Origin of the sequence: Nocardia sp. SYP-A9097 (genome assembly GCF_009649815.1) — a bacterium.
Lineage (GTDB): Bacteria > Actinomycetota > Actinomycetes > Mycobacteriales > Mycobacteriaceae > Nocardia.
The window spans coordinates 14,295-31,828 of record NZ_WJIC01000013.1; the positions used below are offsets into that span (position 1 = coordinate 14,295).

Annotated in this window: 15 protein-coding genes and 1 pseudogene; 5 read left to right on the forward strand and 11 right to left on the reverse strand. The window is 66.2% G+C overall.

The window, feature by feature from the left end; translation table 11 throughout:
• The first annotated feature begins 46 nt into the window (after positions 1-46).
• The gene (locus GFY24_RS24220; protein WP_153807406.1) at positions 47-421 is read left to right on the forward strand and encodes a hypothetical protein; all 375 of its coding nucleotides are present in this window, start codon (positions 47-49) and stop codon (positions 419-421) included.
• The gene (locus GFY24_RS24225; protein WP_153807407.1) at positions 316-1,152 is read left to right on the forward strand and encodes an acyl-CoA thioesterase II; all 837 of its coding nucleotides are present in this window, start codon (positions 316-318) and stop codon (positions 1,150-1,152) included. The genes GFY24_RS24220 and GFY24_RS24225 overlap by 106 nt, the downstream gene beginning before the upstream one ends.
• Positions 1,153-1,228: 76 nt before the next feature.
• On the opposite strand, the gene GFY24_RS43405 is transcribed toward GFY24_RS24225, so the two are convergent.
• The 4 genes from GFY24_RS43405 to GFY24_RS42220 form a co-directional block, all read right to left on the reverse strand.
• A complete protein-coding gene (locus GFY24_RS43405) occupies positions 1,229-2,821 on the reverse strand; it encodes an FAD-dependent oxidoreductase (RefSeq protein ID WP_309231271.1) in 1,593 nt (530 codons plus the stop codon).
• Positions 2,822-2,893: 72 nt separating this feature from the next.
• The gene (locus tag GFY24_RS24235; RefSeq protein WP_153807408.1) at positions 2,894-3,628 is read right to left on the reverse strand and encodes a peptidase S1; all 735 of its coding nucleotides are present in this window, start codon (positions 3,626-3,628) and stop codon (positions 2,894-2,896) included.
• A complete protein-coding gene (locus GFY24_RS24240) occupies positions 3,625-7,638 on the reverse strand; it encodes a hypothetical protein (protein WP_153807409.1) in 4,014 nt (1,337 codons plus the stop codon). Before GFY24_RS24240 ends, GFY24_RS24235 begins: the two co-directional genes overlap by 4 nt.
• Positions 7,639-7,770: 132 nt before the next feature.
• The gene (locus GFY24_RS42220) at positions 7,771-7,989 is read right to left on the reverse strand and encodes a hypothetical protein (RefSeq protein ID WP_153807410.1); all 219 of its coding nucleotides are present in this window, start codon (positions 7,987-7,989) and stop codon (positions 7,771-7,773) included.
• Positions 7,990-8,135: 146 nt separating this feature from the next.
• Here GFY24_RS42220 and GFY24_RS24250 point away from each other — a divergent pair, with 146 nt between their 5' ends.
• Together GFY24_RS24250 and GFY24_RS24255 are read left to right on the forward strand one after the other, a co-directional pair.
• The gene (locus tag GFY24_RS24250) at positions 8,136-9,038 is read left to right on the forward strand and encodes a helix-turn-helix transcriptional regulator (protein ID WP_309231272.1); all 903 of its coding nucleotides are present in this window, start codon (positions 8,136-8,138) and stop codon (positions 9,036-9,038) included.
• Between the two features lie 38 nt (positions 9,039-9,076).
• Positions 9,077-9,901: an SAM-dependent methyltransferase gene (locus tag GFY24_RS24255; protein ID WP_153807412.1), complete on the forward strand. Its 825-nt coding sequence runs from the start codon at positions 9,077-9,079 to the stop codon at positions 9,899-9,901.
• A 28-nt stretch (positions 9,902-9,929) separates the two neighbouring features.
• Here GFY24_RS24255 and GFY24_RS24260 read toward each other — a convergent pair whose 3' ends face one another.
• The 5 genes and pseudogenes from GFY24_RS24260 to GFY24_RS24275 form a co-directional block, all read right to left on the reverse strand.
• A complete protein-coding gene (locus GFY24_RS24260) occupies positions 9,930-10,562 on the reverse strand; it encodes a class I SAM-dependent methyltransferase (protein ID WP_153807413.1) in 633 nt (210 codons plus the stop codon).
• A 50-nt stretch (positions 10,563-10,612) separates the two neighbouring features.
• A complete protein-coding gene (locus tag GFY24_RS24265) occupies positions 10,613-11,818 on the reverse strand; it encodes an ABC transporter permease (protein WP_153807414.1) in 1,206 nt (401 codons plus the stop codon).
• Positions 11,815-12,234, reverse strand: a complete 420-nt coding sequence (locus GFY24_RS43410) for a DUF4162 domain-containing protein (RefSeq protein WP_309231273.1) — start codon at positions 12,232-12,234, stop codon at positions 11,815-11,817. Before GFY24_RS43410 ends, GFY24_RS24265 begins: the two co-directional genes overlap by 4 nt.
• Before the next feature lie 49 nt (positions 12,235-12,283).
• Positions 12,284-12,694 (reverse strand): annotated as a pseudogene (locus tag GFY24_RS43415) (ABC transporter ATP-binding protein); the annotation flags it as partial.
• 143 nt (positions 12,695-12,837) lie between these two features.
• Positions 12,838-13,263, reverse strand: a complete 426-nt coding sequence (locus GFY24_RS24275; RefSeq protein WP_153807415.1) for a nitroreductase family deazaflavin-dependent oxidoreductase — start codon at positions 13,261-13,263, stop codon at positions 12,838-12,840.
• 674 nt (positions 13,264-13,937) lie between these two features.
• Between GFY24_RS24275 and GFY24_RS24280 the strand changes: the two genes are divergently transcribed.
• Positions 13,938-14,804 (forward strand): class II glutamine amidotransferase, encoded by an 867-nt coding sequence (locus GFY24_RS24280; RefSeq protein WP_309231274.1) that lies wholly within the window; start codon positions 13,938-13,940, stop codon positions 14,802-14,804.
• 26 nt (positions 14,805-14,830) lie between these two features.
• On the opposite strand, the gene GFY24_RS24285 is transcribed toward GFY24_RS24280, so the two are convergent.
• Both GFY24_RS24285 and GFY24_RS24290 read right to left on the reverse strand, forming a co-directional pair.
• Positions 14,831-16,852 carry a glycosyltransferase family 39 protein gene (locus GFY24_RS24285; RefSeq protein ID WP_309231275.1) on the reverse strand — a complete coding sequence of 674 codons (2,022 nt, stop codon included), beginning with the start codon at positions 16,850-16,852 and terminating at the stop codon, positions 14,831-14,833.
• Positions 16,853-17,082: 230 nt separating this feature from the next.
• On the reverse strand, positions 17,083-17,505 hold the full coding sequence (locus GFY24_RS24290) for an SRPBCC domain-containing protein (RefSeq protein WP_309231276.1): 423 nt from the start codon (positions 17,503-17,505) through the stop codon (positions 17,083-17,085).
• Between the last annotated feature and the right edge of the window lie 29 nt (positions 17,506-17,534).

Genomic DNA, 17,534 nt, shown 5'->3' on the forward strand with positions numbered 1-17,534 from the left:
GCGGTCCACGCTGATTGTGGAAGCAACCACGGGAGCAGTGATCGTCATGAGTTACAGCAAGTTACTCGCCATCGCCGCCAGACTGCATCCTCAGATCTGGGAAGTCATAGCGCCGTACGGCCCGGCGCTGCTCACCGCATCGGAGAACGAGGACGGAGCGCGTGCCGCACTCGGTGTCGTATTTGCCGAAGCCGCTGACAAACTCGCCGGGACGGCGGTGCGGCTGGAGGAGAACCAGGCGGCTCAGCGGAATGGCGGTCCCACTCACCGCTACTCGGATTTTCCGGAATCGGATGTGTGTGTGAGCATTTCGCGATGGCTGGTGGAACCGATCTGTGGCCGGTCATCGACCTGGCCGACCTCCTCGAAGTGCTCGACCTCGGTGCGGTCGGGCCGGGACGATTCCGCGCACGGAACGTGACCTCGACACTGCCGACCACCTTGGGCAGCCAGACCCTCGCGCAGGCCGTGGTCGCCGCCGAACGCACGGTGCCGCACATGGCGGTGCAATCCCTGCACGGTGTCTTCCCGCGCGGCGGGTACGCCGATCGCGAAGTCGATGTCGAGGTCGAGGTCGTGCAGTCGGGGCGGGCGCTGGCGACCGTACAAGTGTCGTTCCAGCAGGACGGGCGCGAGCACGCACGAGTGCTGGTCATGCTCAGCGTCGACGAACCCGACTTCCTCGCGCACGGCGCGGTCGCGGACGTACCCGGGCCGGAGGAGTGCGCGGACCTGCCATGTGCGCTGCTGCCCTGGGAAGTTCGCACGATCGGCGGAGCCGCCGCGGTGGCTCTCGACCTCGCGGGCCCGCCGACACTGGACGTATGGATGCGCTGCGAGAAGGCACCCGACCTACCCGGGATCGCCCGCGCGCTACTGGCTCACGCCAGCGAGGGTTTCCTCGGCCCGGTCGCGATGCGCCCGTATCCGCAGGCCGAGATGATCCGACGCGGCGGCCGCGGGGCAGCGGCCATGCTCTCGCAGACCATCACCTTCCACCGCCCGTTCACCCTGCACGACTGGCTATTGCTGCGCTGTGAGAGCCCATTCGCGGGCGCCGGCCGGATGTTCGAGCGAATCCAAATCTTCACGCGCACCGGCGAATTGGTGGCCTCGGTGGCCGCGCACGGCCTGCTGCGCGCCGCCGGGTAACGGTGCCCAACTGAATGACTCGATGCACGACAGCCGGTGAAAGTCGATGTGCAACAGCGGATTCGCCACCAGCGGTTCAGCCCAGGATGAGTGAGGCGGCGTGTTCGCCGATCATCATGGTGGCGGCGTTGGTGTTGCCGCCGACGATGCTGGGCATGATCGACGCGTCCGCGACCCGTAGTCCCAGCACGCCGCGTACGCGCAATGTCGGGTCCACCACCGCGCGTTCGTCCACACCCATGCGGCAGGTGCCGACGGGGTGGTAGACGGTGGTTGCCCGGTTCGGGACCTCGGCCGCCAGATCCGCCCGGGCGGGGTATTGCGGACCGGGGGAGATCTCGGTGTCCACCGCGTCGCGAATCGACTTGGCGCCCATGACTTCCCGGGTCAGCTCCATCCCGTATACCAGCGTGTCGAGATCGCGCTGTTCGGCGAGATAGTTGGGGTCGATGGCGGGTGCCGCGGTGGGGTCGGCCGAGGTCAGTCGTAAGGTGCCACGACTCCGCGGATAGATCATCGTCACCAGAATCGTCAGTGACCGCCGCGGATCGGGGGTGTGGCGAATCGGGGCATCCTGATTCGGGTCGGGATATCCCCACGGCAGCACGTGCAGCTGCAGGTCGGGTGCGCCTGCCGCGTGCGGGGTGCGCAGGAAGGAAACCACTTCGAATACGCTGCGCGCCAGCCAGGTGCTGTTGTTGCGCAACGACTCTCGCACCAACGCGCGGGCGAAATACCCTGGTGAGGACCGGTTCACGGCGGTCGGCATGGCGAAGGTCATCGGAACGAACAGATGGTCGTGGAGGTTGTCGCCCACCGGGAGGTCGGCGACGACGTCGATACCGAAGGCGCGTAGATGGTCGGCCGGTCCGATGCCCGAGAGCATGAGCAGTTGTGCGGAGCCGAAGGTGCCCGCGCTGACGATCACCTCACGCTCGGCCCGCAATACTTCGATTCCGTGCTCGGTCCGGTACTCCACGCCGGTCGCCCGGCCGTTCTCGATCAGGATGCGCACCACCTGTGTATTCGGCAGCACCATAAGGTTTTTCGGGCGATCGTCGAGATATCCGACCGAGGTGCTGTAACGCAACCCGTCGCTGTTGCTCTGCTGGAACAGCGAAACGCCTTCCTGTTCCGCCCCGTTGTAGTCGGGATTGCTTGCTACGCCGGTGGTTTCGGTCAGCGCTCGCATGAACGATTCGGAGGCGGGCGTCAGATCGCGGGCGCGGATCACCTTGATCGGACCGGCGTCACCACGGAACTGGTTCGCGCCGTCCTCGAAGGATTCGAACTTCTTGAAGCTCGGCAGCACGTCGTCATACGACCAGCCCGTGTTGCCTTCCGCGGCCCAATCGTCGAAGTTGCGCCGGTTGCCGCGCACGAACACCATGCCGTTGACAGAGCTCGAACCACCGACCACTTTGCCGTGCGTCTGCGGGATGGTGCGGCCCAGCGCATGCTTCTGCTCGACGGTGTAGTGGCCCCAATCGATCTTCTTCTTCAGTTGGGGCACGCTGTGCATCGGGCCGATCAGGCCGGGTTTGCGTACCAGCCTGGTGTTGTCACGCCGACCCGCCTCGATCAGCGTGACGGCGGCGCCGGTGTCGGCGAGTCTGCGAGCGATAATGGCTCCGGCGCTCCCGGAACCGATGATGATGTAGTCCGCCACGACCGAAAACTACTCGCCGGCGGCCGCGCAGGAGCCCGATTCGGGCCATTCGACCGGTTGATCGACTGGGTATCAGAGATGGAAGCCCGCGCCGACGCCGCCGCGGCGATCGAGGTCGGCCAGGATGGCGGTCATGGAAGTGCCCGCACCCCAAGACCATTGGTTGCCGATGAGGGTGTCGCCCATGACGACGGGAGCGCCGGAGTCGCCGGGGTACTCGGGGACCGTGGTCAGCAGGTACGGACCCGCGGTGGCGAGCGTGACGCCGCAGGTGCGGGCGCTGGTCGCGCCCTGTTTGCACACCGGGGTGCCGTTCGGGGGCGGGTCGCCGAGAGCGCGGATGGTGGTCTCGCCGACGGTCGCGACCGGTTCGACGGCCGATTTGTCGAAGACGATGACGGCATAGTCCAGTCCCGGACCGTTCGGGCCGGGTACGACCGGGTTGCCGCCACTGATGTATTCGATGCGGCCCAGCAGATGCAGATCGGGCACGGTCGCACCGGGGGCGAACGCCTCGGATTCGAGCAGCACCAGGTCGCCGAGCCACTGTCGATCACCGTCGTATTCGCAGTGCGCGTTGGTGAGTCCGATGAGGTTGCCCGCCGCGTCATAGCCGATGGCGGTGAGCGTGCACAGGTACACGATGGAATGGTCGGTCAGCGGTCCACCGCGCAGCATGGCCAGCCCGGATCCGCCGCCGACCTGCGCCCGCTCGCGTGCCGGCGGGGTGTCCGCGGTGGCGGCGGCGGTCCCGGTGAGGGTGAGTACCGCGGTGAAAAGCATGGCCCGCAGGCGGTTTCGGCTCATTTCGCCTCCGGACAGGGCGGGGAGTAGGGGAGTCGTGGCAGATGCGCGGCCCAGACCTCGCGGGTGAGCACGCCGTGGGTGTCGGCGCAGATCCGTTGCCGCGCTTGGTCTTCGTCGAGATCCCAGATGCTCATGACGCTGTTGCCGACGCCGATCAGCCGTCCACCGGCGGGATCGAAACTCAAATTCCAGGTGGTGTGGCTCGGCATGGTGATGCTCTGCCCGAGGGGGCGCGGGTGGGCGCGATCGTGAAAGTCCCACAGCCGCACCGTGGAATCCGCGCCGGCGGTCGCCATGAGGGTGCCGTCGGGGCTGAAGTCGACCGATTGGATATTGAAGGCGTGCCCGATGATCGGCTCCCCGAGCGGATGGGCCTGCACCGGGTCACTTATATCCCAGATCCGCAGGGTGTTCGCGGACAGGGTGACCATGGTGCGCTCATCGGGGGTGAGGCCGAATGCCCCGACGGGGTGCGCGGGATCGCCGGCGATGCGATCGAGCTCGGTCACGCTGCCGCGGTGGGTGATATCCCAGAGCTTGATCAGATACTCGGGTGCTCCGGCGGCATTCTTGTCGGGGGCGAGGGTCACCATCAAGTGACCGCTGTGCGGAATCGCGATACCCGCCAAACCGACAGGGGCCGAACCTATTTCGATGAGGGGGCTGATCGCGACCGGCTGCGCGGGATCCGACAGGTCCCATAGGCGCGCCCCCCACAGCGACTCCAGGGTCACCAGTACGCGGCCGCCCTGACCGAACCAGCCCGCGATGGCGTCGGGGAATCGGTAGAGCGAGCGGACGTGCGCGGGATCGCCGACATCGAGCAGTTGCACCCCCGCGTGCGGTCCCGCGGTGGTGATCGTCAGGCGGCCGTCGTCGCTGAGTGAGGGAGTGCCGGTGAAGTCCCGGCCGGGGCCGGGCCCCAGGTCGGCCAGCAGGCGCACCGATTGACGATCGTGTATGTCCCAGAGCTCGATTCGACCGTCCACCACGCTGGTCGCCATGGTGCCGACCGCACTCAGCGCCCCGGAGTTGGCGGACCAGCCGATGCGGCCACCGATCACCGCGGGCGGGAGCGACCACAGTCGTAACCCGCCCTGCGCGCCGCCGACGGCGACGGTGTGCCCGTCGGCGGCGAAGGCCAAGGTGCTCGGGCTGTCCCGGCAGGGCTGGAAGTTACTGGCGTCCGGGCACGGCGGTGACGGCGCGGCCAGGGGTTCGCCCAGACGGGTCGGGTGGGCACGGTCGACGATGGACCACAGGGTGACGTTGTCGCGGTCACCGGTGGCCAGGATGCTGCCCTCGGGATCGAAAGCGAGCGACCGCAATTCGGATTTGGTGGTCACCACGAGTGGGCTGCCCATCTGCACCGGTTGTCGCTGGGCCAGGTCCCACAGAGTCACGGTGGCATCGGCGTTGCCGGTCGCCACGAACGCGTCATCGCCGCCGCCGACCGCCAGCGTGGTGCCGTCGCGGCTCATGGCCATGGCCTGAATCTCCGGACCCGGCACCGTGATCGGCGCGCCCAGGGCTGCTGTTGTCGGACCGGGCGACCAGAACTGGACGGTGTGCCCGCCCGCGACCGCCAGGCCGCCCGGCCCGAAGGCGATGGCCGGCACCGGCCCGGCGCTGGGCAGCCGAGTGGATTGCACTGGCGCGGAGGGGTTTTCGATGCTCCACAGCGTCACGTTCGTACCGTCGGTCGCGGCCAGGGTCTTGCCGTCCGGACCGATGGCGAGCGCGCTCACCTTGCCCGCACCGGGTGATGCGAGCTGATTCGGATGCGCCGGATCGGCGACGTTCCAGAGCCGGATCTCGGTCCCGCACGCGGCGGCGAGCAGCCTGCCGTCCGGGCTGAACACCGTTGCGGTGGAGCCGTTTCCGCAGTCCAGCGGTGCTCCGAGCGGAGTGGCGTGGGCGAGGTCGGCGACATCCCACATCCGCACGGTGCCGTCCTGCCCCGCCGAGGCCAGCACTCGTCCGTCGGGCCGGTACACCACCTGTTTCACCGCACCCCGATGCCCGGCCAGGGGTGCCGACAGCGGGAGGTTCTGGGTGCGCAGCAGGCGCGAGCGGATATCCGGGTCGCCGGGATGCAGCCGGTCGGCGACCAGTTCCAGCTGGGCGGAGAGTGACGGATCGGTGCCCCGGACACTGTCGGCCTCGGCCAATGTCGCTACCAGATCGGCGTTTTCGTGTTCCTGCGCCGAGAGCCTGGTTTGGGCGTAGGCGGCGATGCCGAGCACCAGTACCCCGACGCCCAGCAGCGCGAGCACGCTGCGGGTGGCGAGGGCGAGTCTGCGGGTGCGCGTGCGGGTGGTCTGCGCGGCGGTGAGGAATTCGCCGATGACACCGCCGGGTGTCTCGCCCGCCTGTTCGGCGGTGGTGAGCCGCGCACCTTGATACAGCAGGGCGGGATCCCGCTGCGCCGCAGCCCATTCGGCGGCGTCGAGCTCCAGTCGCTGCCGGATCAGGTGATCGACGCGGCCCTCGTCGATCCAGGCGCGCAGGCGGGGCCAGGCATCCAGCACGATCTCGTGGGTGAACCACACGATCTCCCGCGCTGCGCCGCTCTCAGGTTCCGCGCCACCCGCCGGTGCGGCAGCGACAGGGCGTTCGGCAATGCCGGTCGGTGCGGCAGCGGTAGCGGGCTCGGCGACGCCGGTCGAGTCCGCGGTGATCAACCGTGCGTCGATCAGGCGGATCAGAGCCGTCTGCGCGGCATCGGAATTGCCTGTGCGAGTGAGCAATTCCGCGCGCGGAACCCGCCGTCTGGTATCCCGGCTGTCGACGCCGACGGTGACCAGATGCAGGAGTAGTTCTTTGGCGGCGGCCTGCTCGGCGGAGCTCAATGCCTGCCAGGCTTGTTCGGCGGTGGCGGCCACCGATCCCGCGACCCCGCCGGCCTTGCGGTAGCCGGCGACTGTCAGCCGAGCGCCCGCGCGATGCTGCCAGGTGGTGGCCATGACGTGCGAGAACAACGGTAGCCCGCCGGGATCGTAGCTGCGCCGATCATGTCCCGCGCCCAGGCCGCACAGTTCGGTGACGACCAATTCGGGCAGGCCGGGCTCGAAGTTCAGACCGGCCGCCTGGGCGGGTCCGGTGATGGCCTCGCCGAGTTCGGCCACCCGCATCGGTCCCAACGCGTAGCAGCGGGCGTTGATCGCGTCCTCGAGCACCGGGTAGGCCAGGCAGTGCGGGTAGAAGTCGGCGCGCACCGCGAGAATCACCGCGGTGCGGGCGTTCTCGTGCAGGGTGGCGAGCGCGCGCAGGAACCTCTCGCGTTCGGGTTCGTCCTGGCAGAGTGTGAAGGTCTCCTCGAATTGGTCGATGACAACGAGATCGGGGCGCTCGGCGGCGTCGCCGGGTGGGTCCAGCAGCTCTGCCAGGGTTTTGGACGGTCGGGTACCGGGAGTCATGCTGGCGACGCTCCAGTCCCGGTCGGCCCGCAGCGCCGGGATCACGCCCGCGTGCAACACCGAGGATTTACCGGCCCCGGAGGCCCCGATGACCACGACCGGACCCGCGTCCGGGCCGTCCACCGTCCGGCGCAGCAGATCCGCGATCTCCGCGGTCGCGCGAGTTCTGCCGAAGAACCATTCGCGGTCGCCGGGGCCGTAGGCGGTCAAACCCAGATAGGGGCAGGCGGTTTCGAACTCGGGGCCGCGGGCCTGCGCGGCCCGCCAGATCGCCTTCCACGCGGGCAGTTTGATCAATTCGGGTGCGGGCGCGCCTGCCTTGGTGGCCTTTTCGATCAGGGTGAGCAGCACGGGCAGTAGCGATTCGAACTCGGCCGGAACGGCTTTGCCGGTGCGCCAATCGCTGATCCGCTGCACCGTGGCCGGGTTGCTCCCGCCCGCGGCCGCCATCCGTGCGGCCGCCGCGGACGCGACAGATCGCAGGGTCGGGCTTCCGGCCGCGTCGAACAGCGCCGTCAACCTCTCGGCGAAAACCTTGCGTGGCGAAACGCCCGCCCGCCGCCTCGGGACCTCGCCCGCACCGCTCGACACGCGCCCATGATCTCCCGAAAACGGTTTTCCACCAAACCGTTCCGGACTTCGGGAGTGAAGTGGTCCTTCAGCTTGCTGCGAATGTCCGCCTCGGAGCTGCCTCTTTCGAGGTCGGCGCGGACAGGTGAACGTTCACGCCGACCGCCGCTCCAAGAGATCGGGTGGTCCGGTCAGCAGTGTGGCCGCCAGCTCACGCTCGATAGCCGTTGCCGCATAATGCATTCCGGTAACACGTAGCTGCTCGATCCTGCGGTGCACCGTATCCAGTCCATATGATCGGACGACGTCGGCGATTCCGAGCCTGTCGTGGGCTGCGGAGCCGAATCCTGCGGTGGTGTAGCACTTTTCCATGTGGGCCCCCAATAGGAGTCCCGGCCGACTCCCGCACGCAGCATACCTTGATGCACGTGCATCGGCACGTGCACAGTTTCCCGAGGTGCGGTGTAATTGGCTGTGGCACACTCGTGTTCGCGACACCGAAGCCGACAGGAGTGGCAGTGATCGAGGATTTGACCGCCGGCGTGGCGACCAGCGCCGAAGACGATCCGGACGAGGATCCGGCACTGCTGCGCCGGGTGCTCGGGCTGCGGCTGCGGCGGCTGCGCGAGGCGGCCGGAATCAGTGGTGAAACCGCCGGGCGGGCGATCCGCGCCTCGCATTCCAAGATCAGCCGGCTCGAAGCCGGTCGAGTGAGTTTCCGCGCCAGGGATATCGACGATCTGCTGACCGTCTACGGTGTGTGCGATGCCGTCACGCGGTCCGAATTCCGGCGATTGGCGCAGCGCGCCAATGCGATCGGGCGGTGGCAGGCCGGTGCGGATCTGGCAACGGCGCGCCCGGACACCTATCTGGCCCTCGAGGACGCCTCGGCATTGATCCGCTGTTACGCACCGAGTTTGCTGCCCGACCTGGTGTGGACGCCGTCCTACGCGCACACCGTATTCGCCATTGCCGACCAGGAACCGGCGGTGGATATCCACCGCCGACTCGAATTGCTGACACGGCGTCAGCGGCTGCTCACGCGCGCCGGCGCGCCGAAGGCGTGGTTCGTCGTCGAGGAGGCCGCGGTACGGCGCCAGATCGGTGGAAACGCGGTCTGGCAAGGCCAATTGGAGCATCTCGCCGAGTTGGCGGCGCGCCCGAATATCACCGTGCAGGTGCTGCCCGATCACATCGGCGGCCCGGCCATCTGCGGTACCCCGTTCACCATGCTGCGGTTCGCTGCCACCGAGTTGAGTGATCTCGCGCATTTCCCGCACCCGTCGGGCCCGCAATTCCTGGATCGGCCCGGCGACGTGGACCAATTCAACACGATCTGGGCCCGCCTGTGCGTGTGCGCCGCGCCGCCCGAGCAGACCATCGAGTTTCTCGACACTCTCCGCACTACCCGACCCGCGTAGACATCACTCGCCAGCGACACGATCGGAACAGAGAACCCATGCCCGACAACGCTTTCCAACTGCCGACCGAGATCGACACCACCATCGCCCATGAGGCGCGGGTCTACGACTATTGGCTCGGCGGCAAGGAGAACTACCCGGCGGACCGGGCGCTCGGCGACGCGATCGCCGAGCACGTTCCCACCATCAAGGCCATGGCGCGCGCCAATCGCGCCTTCCTGTCCCGCGCGGTCCGGCATCTGGTCGCCGACGCCGGGATCACCCAGTTCCTCGATATCGGCACCGGAATCCCCACGGCCGGAAACACTCACGAGGTCGCTCAGCAGCTCGATTCCAATGCGCGGGTGGTCTATGTCGACAAGGATCCGATCGTGCTGGCGCACGCCCGGGCACTGATGGACAGCACCCCGCAGGGCCGCACCCGGTTCATTCACGCCGACCTGCACGATCCGCGGTCGATCCTGGAAAATCCCGACTTGACCGACACCCTGGATCTGTCCGAGCCGGTCGCGATCATGCTCGTCGCGATCATGATGTATTTCACCGACGATGACCGGCCCCAGGACATCATCGGCACGCTGCTCGAGGCGGTACCGTCGGGCAGCTATATCGTAATCACCCATCCCACAGCGGATTTCGCTCCCGAGGCGATGGCCGGGGTGGTGGCGGCCGCGGAGGCTTCCGGTATCGCGTTCCATCCGCGCAGCAAGTCCGACACCAGTGAACTGTTCTCCGGCACCACGCTGGTGGATCCGGGCCTGGTTCCGGTCGCATCGTGGCGACCGGAACTCATCGATCGCCCCGCGGTGGTCGCCGAAGCCGAAAGTGCCTGGTACTGGGCGGGTATCGGCCGCAAGCCCTAATAGCGGCGGGTGACCGGATGGGCCGGGATCATGCTCCGCTCACCCGCTTGCGGGCGGCGATGAACAGGTCATGTTCCGGGACGGCATCCGGGTGATCGGGCAGGAATTCGACGACTCGCTGACGCAGGACTTCCAATCCCGCGTCGGCGAGGCGGCGGTGGAACTCCTCGGGCGAATAGCTGCTGACCGTGACCGGCTTTCCCATGAACTCGATATCGACGCTCTCGACATCGGCCGGCACCGTGGCGAACAGGAACACCCCGCCCGGCGCCAGCCATCCGGCGAATTTCACCAGCGCCGCATCGATTTCGGCCCGGGTCAACTGCAGCAGCGGAAAGAACGCCGTCACCGCGCTCCAACTTCCGGCCGGATACGACAGCGTCCGCAAATCCGCGACCTCGAACCGCGCACCCGGAACCTGCTCACGAGCGATCTCGATCATCCCGGGCGAAACATCACAACCGGTGACGTCGAACCCCGCGGCCACCAACACCTCAGCCGTCGGCCGCCCCGTCCCGCATCCGATGTCGAGCACGGTGGCTCCGGCGGAAAGCTGATTCAACAGCCACTCGAGTTCCTCACGGTGCGCCGTCAGCCCGGCGAACGCCTTCTCATAATCCTTACCGAGTTCGTCGAACACCTCGGCAGCAGAAAGTCCCATGCCGCCCAAGCTAACCGAATCTTCCGCTGCCGCAAGAGATATGAGGTCGTTCAGTCCTCCACTCGCAGGGCTTGGCGAATTGTGAGGCGGCCCTGGGTTTGCATGAGCGAACGCCGGTAGAGCTTCTCGGCGGTCACCACGATGCCGTATGTGGCCGCGGCGGTGATGATCAGGGCGATGAACGGTTCCCACCAGGCGGCGCTACCGTCGGCGAGGCGGCCGGGCATGGCGACAATGCTGACTATCGGGACATACGAGGCGATTACCCGACCGGTGCCGCTGAGGAAGATTCCGGCGAACAGCACCAGCATGATGGACATCGACAGTGGAGTCGAGGTGGATTGCAGGTCCTCATTGCGCGTGGCCAGCGCACCGGCGACCGCCCAGAGGCTGGCCAGGGCCAGGAAGCTGACGACGAAGAAGATAATGAACCATCCTGCGGCACCGGCGATTTGAGTGACCTGATCACCCTTGCCGATGGCCGCCAGTCCGATCAGCCCCGCGCCGCCGAACAGGACGAGCTGACCGAACGCCATCACCGTATTGCCGACGACCTTGCCGATCAGCAACTGCCGCAGGGGAATCGCGCTCGCGAGAATTTCGACAATCCGATTCTGCTTCTCCTCGACCACACTCTGCGCGATGGACAGGCCGAACAGAATCGACGACAGATAGAACAGGAAGGCGAAGACGATCGACACCACCTTGGCCAGTGCCGGATCCACCGCAGCCTTGTCGATCAGGTCGTAGCTGACCGCACTGCCGCGAGACAACTGCTCGATGGAGGTCCCCGCCGCAACGGCATTGCGCTGCAAGGTGATCTGGCGCACCGCCGCGGTCAGATAGGTCGAGGCGTCGTCGTTCTTCGCGGATTTTCCGATCAACCGCCAGCCACTCGCATCGGGCAGCAGACCGACGGTGACCATCTCATCCTTCACCTGCTGTTCGAGCGTGCTCGTATCGGCGACCTCATGCGCGGTGAAGGTGATCTTCTTGTTCGCACTGTCCGCCAGCGTATTCGCGGTGGTGACGATCGGGACGGCCTCCGCGCCGACAATGCCCACATCGACGGTGGTCGGGCGGCTGCTCGCGAAGGCGCTGATGGCGAGCGAGGCGACGATCACCAACACCGTCAGAATCGTGGACACCAGGAAATTGCGGTCACGCAGCTTCACCGCGATTTCCCGGGCGGCGACAATCCGCCATACCCCCGAGGGCGCGGAATCGACTGTGGTTTCGGCGGTTTCGCGGTTCATGCGGTCACCTCGCGATAGATCTCCGACACCGACGGCCGCACCTCGGCCAATTCACGCACCGAACCGTTCGCCAGCGCGGCGGTCAGCAGTTCGTCGGTGGTCGCGCCGGTCAATTCGAACAGGACACCGGAGCCGTTGCGCTCCAGCACATTCACACCGGCGAATCCGCCGAGCCAGTCGGTATCGCCGGTGAACGCGAGGCGATACCGCGCCGGACCGGTGCTCCGCAGGTCGGCGGCCGCGCCCTGCGCCACCACCTTGCCCTTGGCGAGGATCACCAGGTGGTCGCAGAGCCGCTCCACCAGATCGAGTTGATGCGAGGAGAACAGCACCGGAACTCCTTGGGCAGCATACTCTCCCAGCAGTTCGGCCATGGCGTCGACGGCCACCGGGTCCAGCCCCCGAGAACGGCTCATCGAGAATCAGCGCGGTCGGATGGGTGATGACCGCCGCCGCAATCTGCACCCGCTGCTGATTACCCAGGGACAGCGACTCCAGCTTGTCCCGCCCCCGATCACCGAGCTGAAACCGCTCCAGCAGCACCCGCGCCTGCCGCTTGGCCTCGACGACAGACAATCCCCGCAACCGTGCCAGATAAATCAACTGATCCAGCACCGGCTGTTTCGGATACAGCCCACGCTCCTCGGGCATATACCCGAACGCCCGCCGATCCGCAGCCGTCACCGCACGCCCCCGCCAGCGAACCTCCCCGCCATGAGTGGCCAAGACCCCCATAACCATTCGCATGGTCGTGGTCTTGCCCGCACCATTCCCCCCGACGAATCCGGTCAACGCGCCCGGCTGGACGACGAACGACACATCATCAACGGCAACGTTCTCGCCGAATCGACGCACCAGATGCACAACTTCCAGCATGAATTCTCCCCCGTACTCCTCGGCCGGCCGATCAGTCTTCCCGCCGCCATTCGACCGGTCTCGGATACACGGTAGCGTCCGATTCCCGGACACGCCGTGCCCTGCCGTGCGATCAGGGATCACACAGCGTGCAGGTCGGCGGATCAGTTCGCGTTGCGGGACAACGTGATTACCGGAATCTTCCAGGGCACCTTCGCCTGGAAATCGGCTATGAAGGGAAAGGCTTCGACAGACCGGACCCAAAGCCGCTCCCGCTCCGCGCCCGTGGTGACGACAGCTTGTACAGGCAACGTCTCGGTGCCCACCTCGACCGTGGCCTCGGGATGCGCCACGAGGTTGTAGTACCAGCCCGGGCGATTCGGGCGACCACCATTGGCGGCGAACACAACCCAGCGGTCATCGTCGATATAGAACCCGAGCGGCCAGGTACGCGGCTCACCGCTGTGCGCCCCGGTCGTGGTCAGCAACAGCAGTTCGTGTCCCGCGAACTGCCCACCCACCTTGCCGCCATTGGCGCGAAACTCGTCGATGATGTCCTGATTCATCTTCTGACGTACTACATCGGTCATGTGCGATGCCAACTTCCTTGGGCGGCGGGATATTTCGAATGCGGCCCAGTCACGCACGTGCCTCCTGGATCGACCGCTACGAAACTGTGGCATCGCTGACGATGACATCGCCGGTCTCGAAGTCTGATTTTCGAAGTTCTCGGAAGATGAGGCCGATCGGTGCCGGATCCCCCGGCTGCCGGTTGGCCCTATTCACCGAATCGATTCCGATGCAGGTGTCCGACGGGCCTGGCCGACCGTCGGCTCGCACTACCCTGAGCCGGTCGCCAACGGCCGTTACGCCGGACTCGATGTATCCAGCGACGGCAGTCCCGCGACCTGTCAGGGTGAAGGCGGCCTCGACTACAAACCGAAATTGCTCACCGCTCGGTGTTTCGCTAACCATGACACGATCATGAACGCCTTCCACCTTGCGCGCTCGCGCCCCTCCCTGACCGATTCAGTCCGCGTTTATGCACCATGTCAGTAGGTTCGGCTATGGTCGCGTCGGCACCGTAGGGACGAGGTCCGAGCGTTGATGGACTGACCGGTGTCGCTGTATCGGGCCGCAAGCTGGTGTCGGACCGTCAGACCAGGGTCGCGAGGCGGGGTGGTGCTGGACGGCGGACTATCGTGGCGGTGTTGCCGCTCTGCGATTTTCCACTGTTTCGAGGACTGCGATCCAGGAGGATGCCGTGTGCCGCCTTTTCGGTTTGTCGGCTGCGCCGCAGCGGGTGAAGGCCACGTTCTGGCTGTTGAACGCGCCGGACAGTTTGGTGCGGCAGAGCCATCGTGAGCCGGATGGGGTCGGGTTGGGGACGTTTTCGGCCGGCGGGAAGCCGCTGGTGGAGAAGCAGCCGATCGCGGCGTATCGGGACGCCGACTTCGCGCTGGAGGCGCGGGAACGCGAGTCGACAACCTTTATCGCCCATGTCCGATATGCCTCCACGGGTGGGTTACGGCCGGAGAATACTCACCCGTTCGAGCAGCGCGATCGCCTGTTCGCGCACAATGGCGTCCTGCAGGGTTTGCGCGAATTGGATGCGGAGCTGTGTGAATACCGAGATCTGGTGCACGGTGAGACCGATTCGGAGCGGTTCTTCGCGCTCATAACGAAGTGCACCGATCGGCATGGGGGAGATGTCAGCGCGGGCATTGCCGACGCTGTGCGATGGATCGCCGACAACCTCCCCGTCTACGCCCTCAACCTGATACTGACCACGGCCACCGAAATGTGGGCGGTGCGCTACCCGGACACCCATGACCTATTCGTTCTCGAACGCGCACCGGGCGGACCGAACGGCAGCGGACACTTGAACCATCACGGCCGCATCGGAATCCAAGCCTCCAGTGGACAACTCGCAGACCGCGCGGCGGTTGTGATCGCTACCGAACGCATGGACTCCGACCCATCCTGGCGGCTCCTGGCGCCCGGTGAACTCCTGCATGTTGACGGCAAGCTACAGGTGGACTCCACCATCATCCGGAAAGACCCACCCCGCCACCTACTTTCACTCGCCGACCTGGATGCGACCGCAGCCGCATCCCAGACGACCCGATAGCGATCTCACCCGCCGCGCGACAGCCGTCAGTGGGCCGGTGCGGTGAGGTCGAAGACGGCGAGGTTGGCGATGTGCTGTTCGGTGTAGTGCGCCATGACCCAGTCGAGGATTTGCTTGTTGCCTGCGGGACGCCAGATAGCAGGGTTCGGTTGCGGATCCGGGTTCGGGGCGGTCGCGTCGGTCGGCTTCTTGTCGGTTCGCCACGAGTCGGGCAGTGTCACTTCGGGGACTATGTAGTAGGTGATCTGGTGGTCGTTCACGTACTGCTGGAATTGCGGGAGGGTCGGGACCGGGTCTTCAGAGGTGAAGCCGCCGATGGCGATTACCGAAGTACGACTGGCCAATTCGAGCCCGGCTGCCGGGCCGGAACGGTCGATCGCGGCCGACCATTTGGTGTTGGCGGCCTTCAGCATGGCGAGCAATTGTGGGTCGACGTCGCCGGTTCCCGTCATCATGCTCATTTGACTGCGGAAGGCGCTGAGTGGGCCGAGATCCTTGGCGGGCGCGGGCGGGCCCACGGTCGGACCTCCGCCGGTGTGTGACTCCGGGAGAGTGGCCGCGGTGTAGGCGACCGAACCTGCCAGACCGGCGAGGACGCCTGTCACGAGCAGTAGTGATGTGATCCGGTCACGGCTCGGTGCACGCTTGGCTGGTGGCAGAGACGCCAGAATCAGGCTGAGCGCCACCAGGATCGTCACTGCCAGAATCGTCCAGCGCAGCCAGGGCTGCCAGCCGGAATTGCGCTGCAGCAGTGCGAAGGCCCAACCACCCATGGTGAGAATCAGTGCGGCACCGCCGATTCGGCCGAACGCGTCGGTCCGGCGTCGCCACAATTCGTGTACCCCGAGTGCGAGCACACCGGCGATCGCCGGCGCGACGGCGAGCGTGTAATAGGCGTGCATGCCGCCCTTCATGCCGGAGAAGGCGATGCCGTCGATAATCAGCCACAGCCCGAAAACCAGTGCCGCGCCGCGCATCAGGTCGGTGCGCGGAGACCGGCCGCGGGCGATCAGGACCAGGACGAAGGCGAGGAGCGCGGCCGGCAGTAGCCACGAGATCTCGAAGCCGATCTCTCCGGTGAACATGCGGTCCCGGCCGGAACCGAAACCACCGCCGAAGCGCTGCTCGACGCCGTGCGGCATCTGATAGCCCTCGGGGAGTTCGAAGGGATTGCGGCCACCCTGATGGTTGTGTCCGAGGTACCGCGCGAATCCGTTGTAGCCGAGCACCAGATCCATGAAGGTGTTGTCCTTGGATCCCGCAAGATACGGCCGCGAGTCCTGCGGCCACAAGATGGTCAGCAGCACATACCAACCCGAGGAGACGATCAGCGCGCCCGCCGCCGCGAACAGGTGCGCGAATCGATTGCGCAGTGACGTCGGCGCGACCACCAGATACGCCAGCCCCAGGGCGGGCAGCACCATCAAACCCTCGAGCATTTTCGCCAGGAACGCGAAACCGAGTGCGATGCCCGCCAGCATCAGCCAGCGCATACTCGCCTTCGGCAACGCGCGAATCGTGCAGTAGGCGGCCGCGGTCATGAGCAACACCATGACGGCATCGGGATTATTGAAACGGAACATCAAGGCCACCACGGGCGTCACGACCAGGACCAAGCCCGCGAGCAGTCCGGCCGTGCGACTCGCGGTCACGCGTGTCACCGCGCCGTACATGAACGCGACCGCGGCGACCGCCATAAGTGCTTGCGGTGCAAGCATGCTCGCACTGCTGAAACCGAACAGCTGTCCCGACAGCGCCATCACCCACTGCGAGACCGGTGGCTTGTCGACAGTGATGAAGTTGCCCGGATCCAATGACCCGAACAGCAGCGCCTTCCAATTCGAGGACCCCGACCACACCGCGGCGGCATAGAAGCCGTTGCCCATACCGTTGACGGTGATATTCCACAGATAGGCCACGGCCGTGCCCACCAGGAGCACTACCAATCCAAGTCGCTCCCATTTCCGGGCGGGTGGCAACTGAACCGTGGAGAGCTCGGCGGGGGGCGTCGATACGGGCGGTGCGGATTCCGCGATGGTGACGGTCACCGCCGGGAGTCTCGCGGGTGCGGCGGTGAGAACGCTGGCTCCGAGCTGGGAGACCGCTGTGAATTCCGGTCGGCGACCGGATTATTCGCGCACGAACCGGGTATTTCCGCGGCCTATAGCTATGTCGCCGGTGATCAGCGCGCCCGGCCTTACCGGCAGGATGCGTTGCATCGAGCATGGCCGGGTATCGAACGATCGCCGACCACCGGCGACCAGCCGCCGCGCCGCGATCAGTTCCAGTTGTCGATCTTCACATCGCGGGGATCCGGTGCGCCCTCGCCGGTCTCCACCAGCGACTTCAGGCTCATCAGGAATATCGCCCACTTGGTGCTGCAGTGGTACATGAACTCGACCGGCTCCTTCCAGCCCCGATGCTCGAACATTACGACGGCGTAATCGTCGGCCTGCTGTAGAGACCAGTCCACGCGGGTGCCGACCCACTCCTCGGGTCCCTCGACGACCTCCCACTGCACATGCTTGCCGGGGTCCAGTTCGATCACCTTCAGATCGAATCCGCCTGCGGCGAAACGGAATTGGAGTATGCCGCCGACGTCATTGCCTTTGCCGGTGGTATCGGTTGCCCACCAACCCGCCAGTCCCTCGGCGCTGGTCAGCGCCGAATAGACCTCGGCCGTGGACGATTTGATTGCCACGCGATGCAGGATGTTCACCATTTCGGATC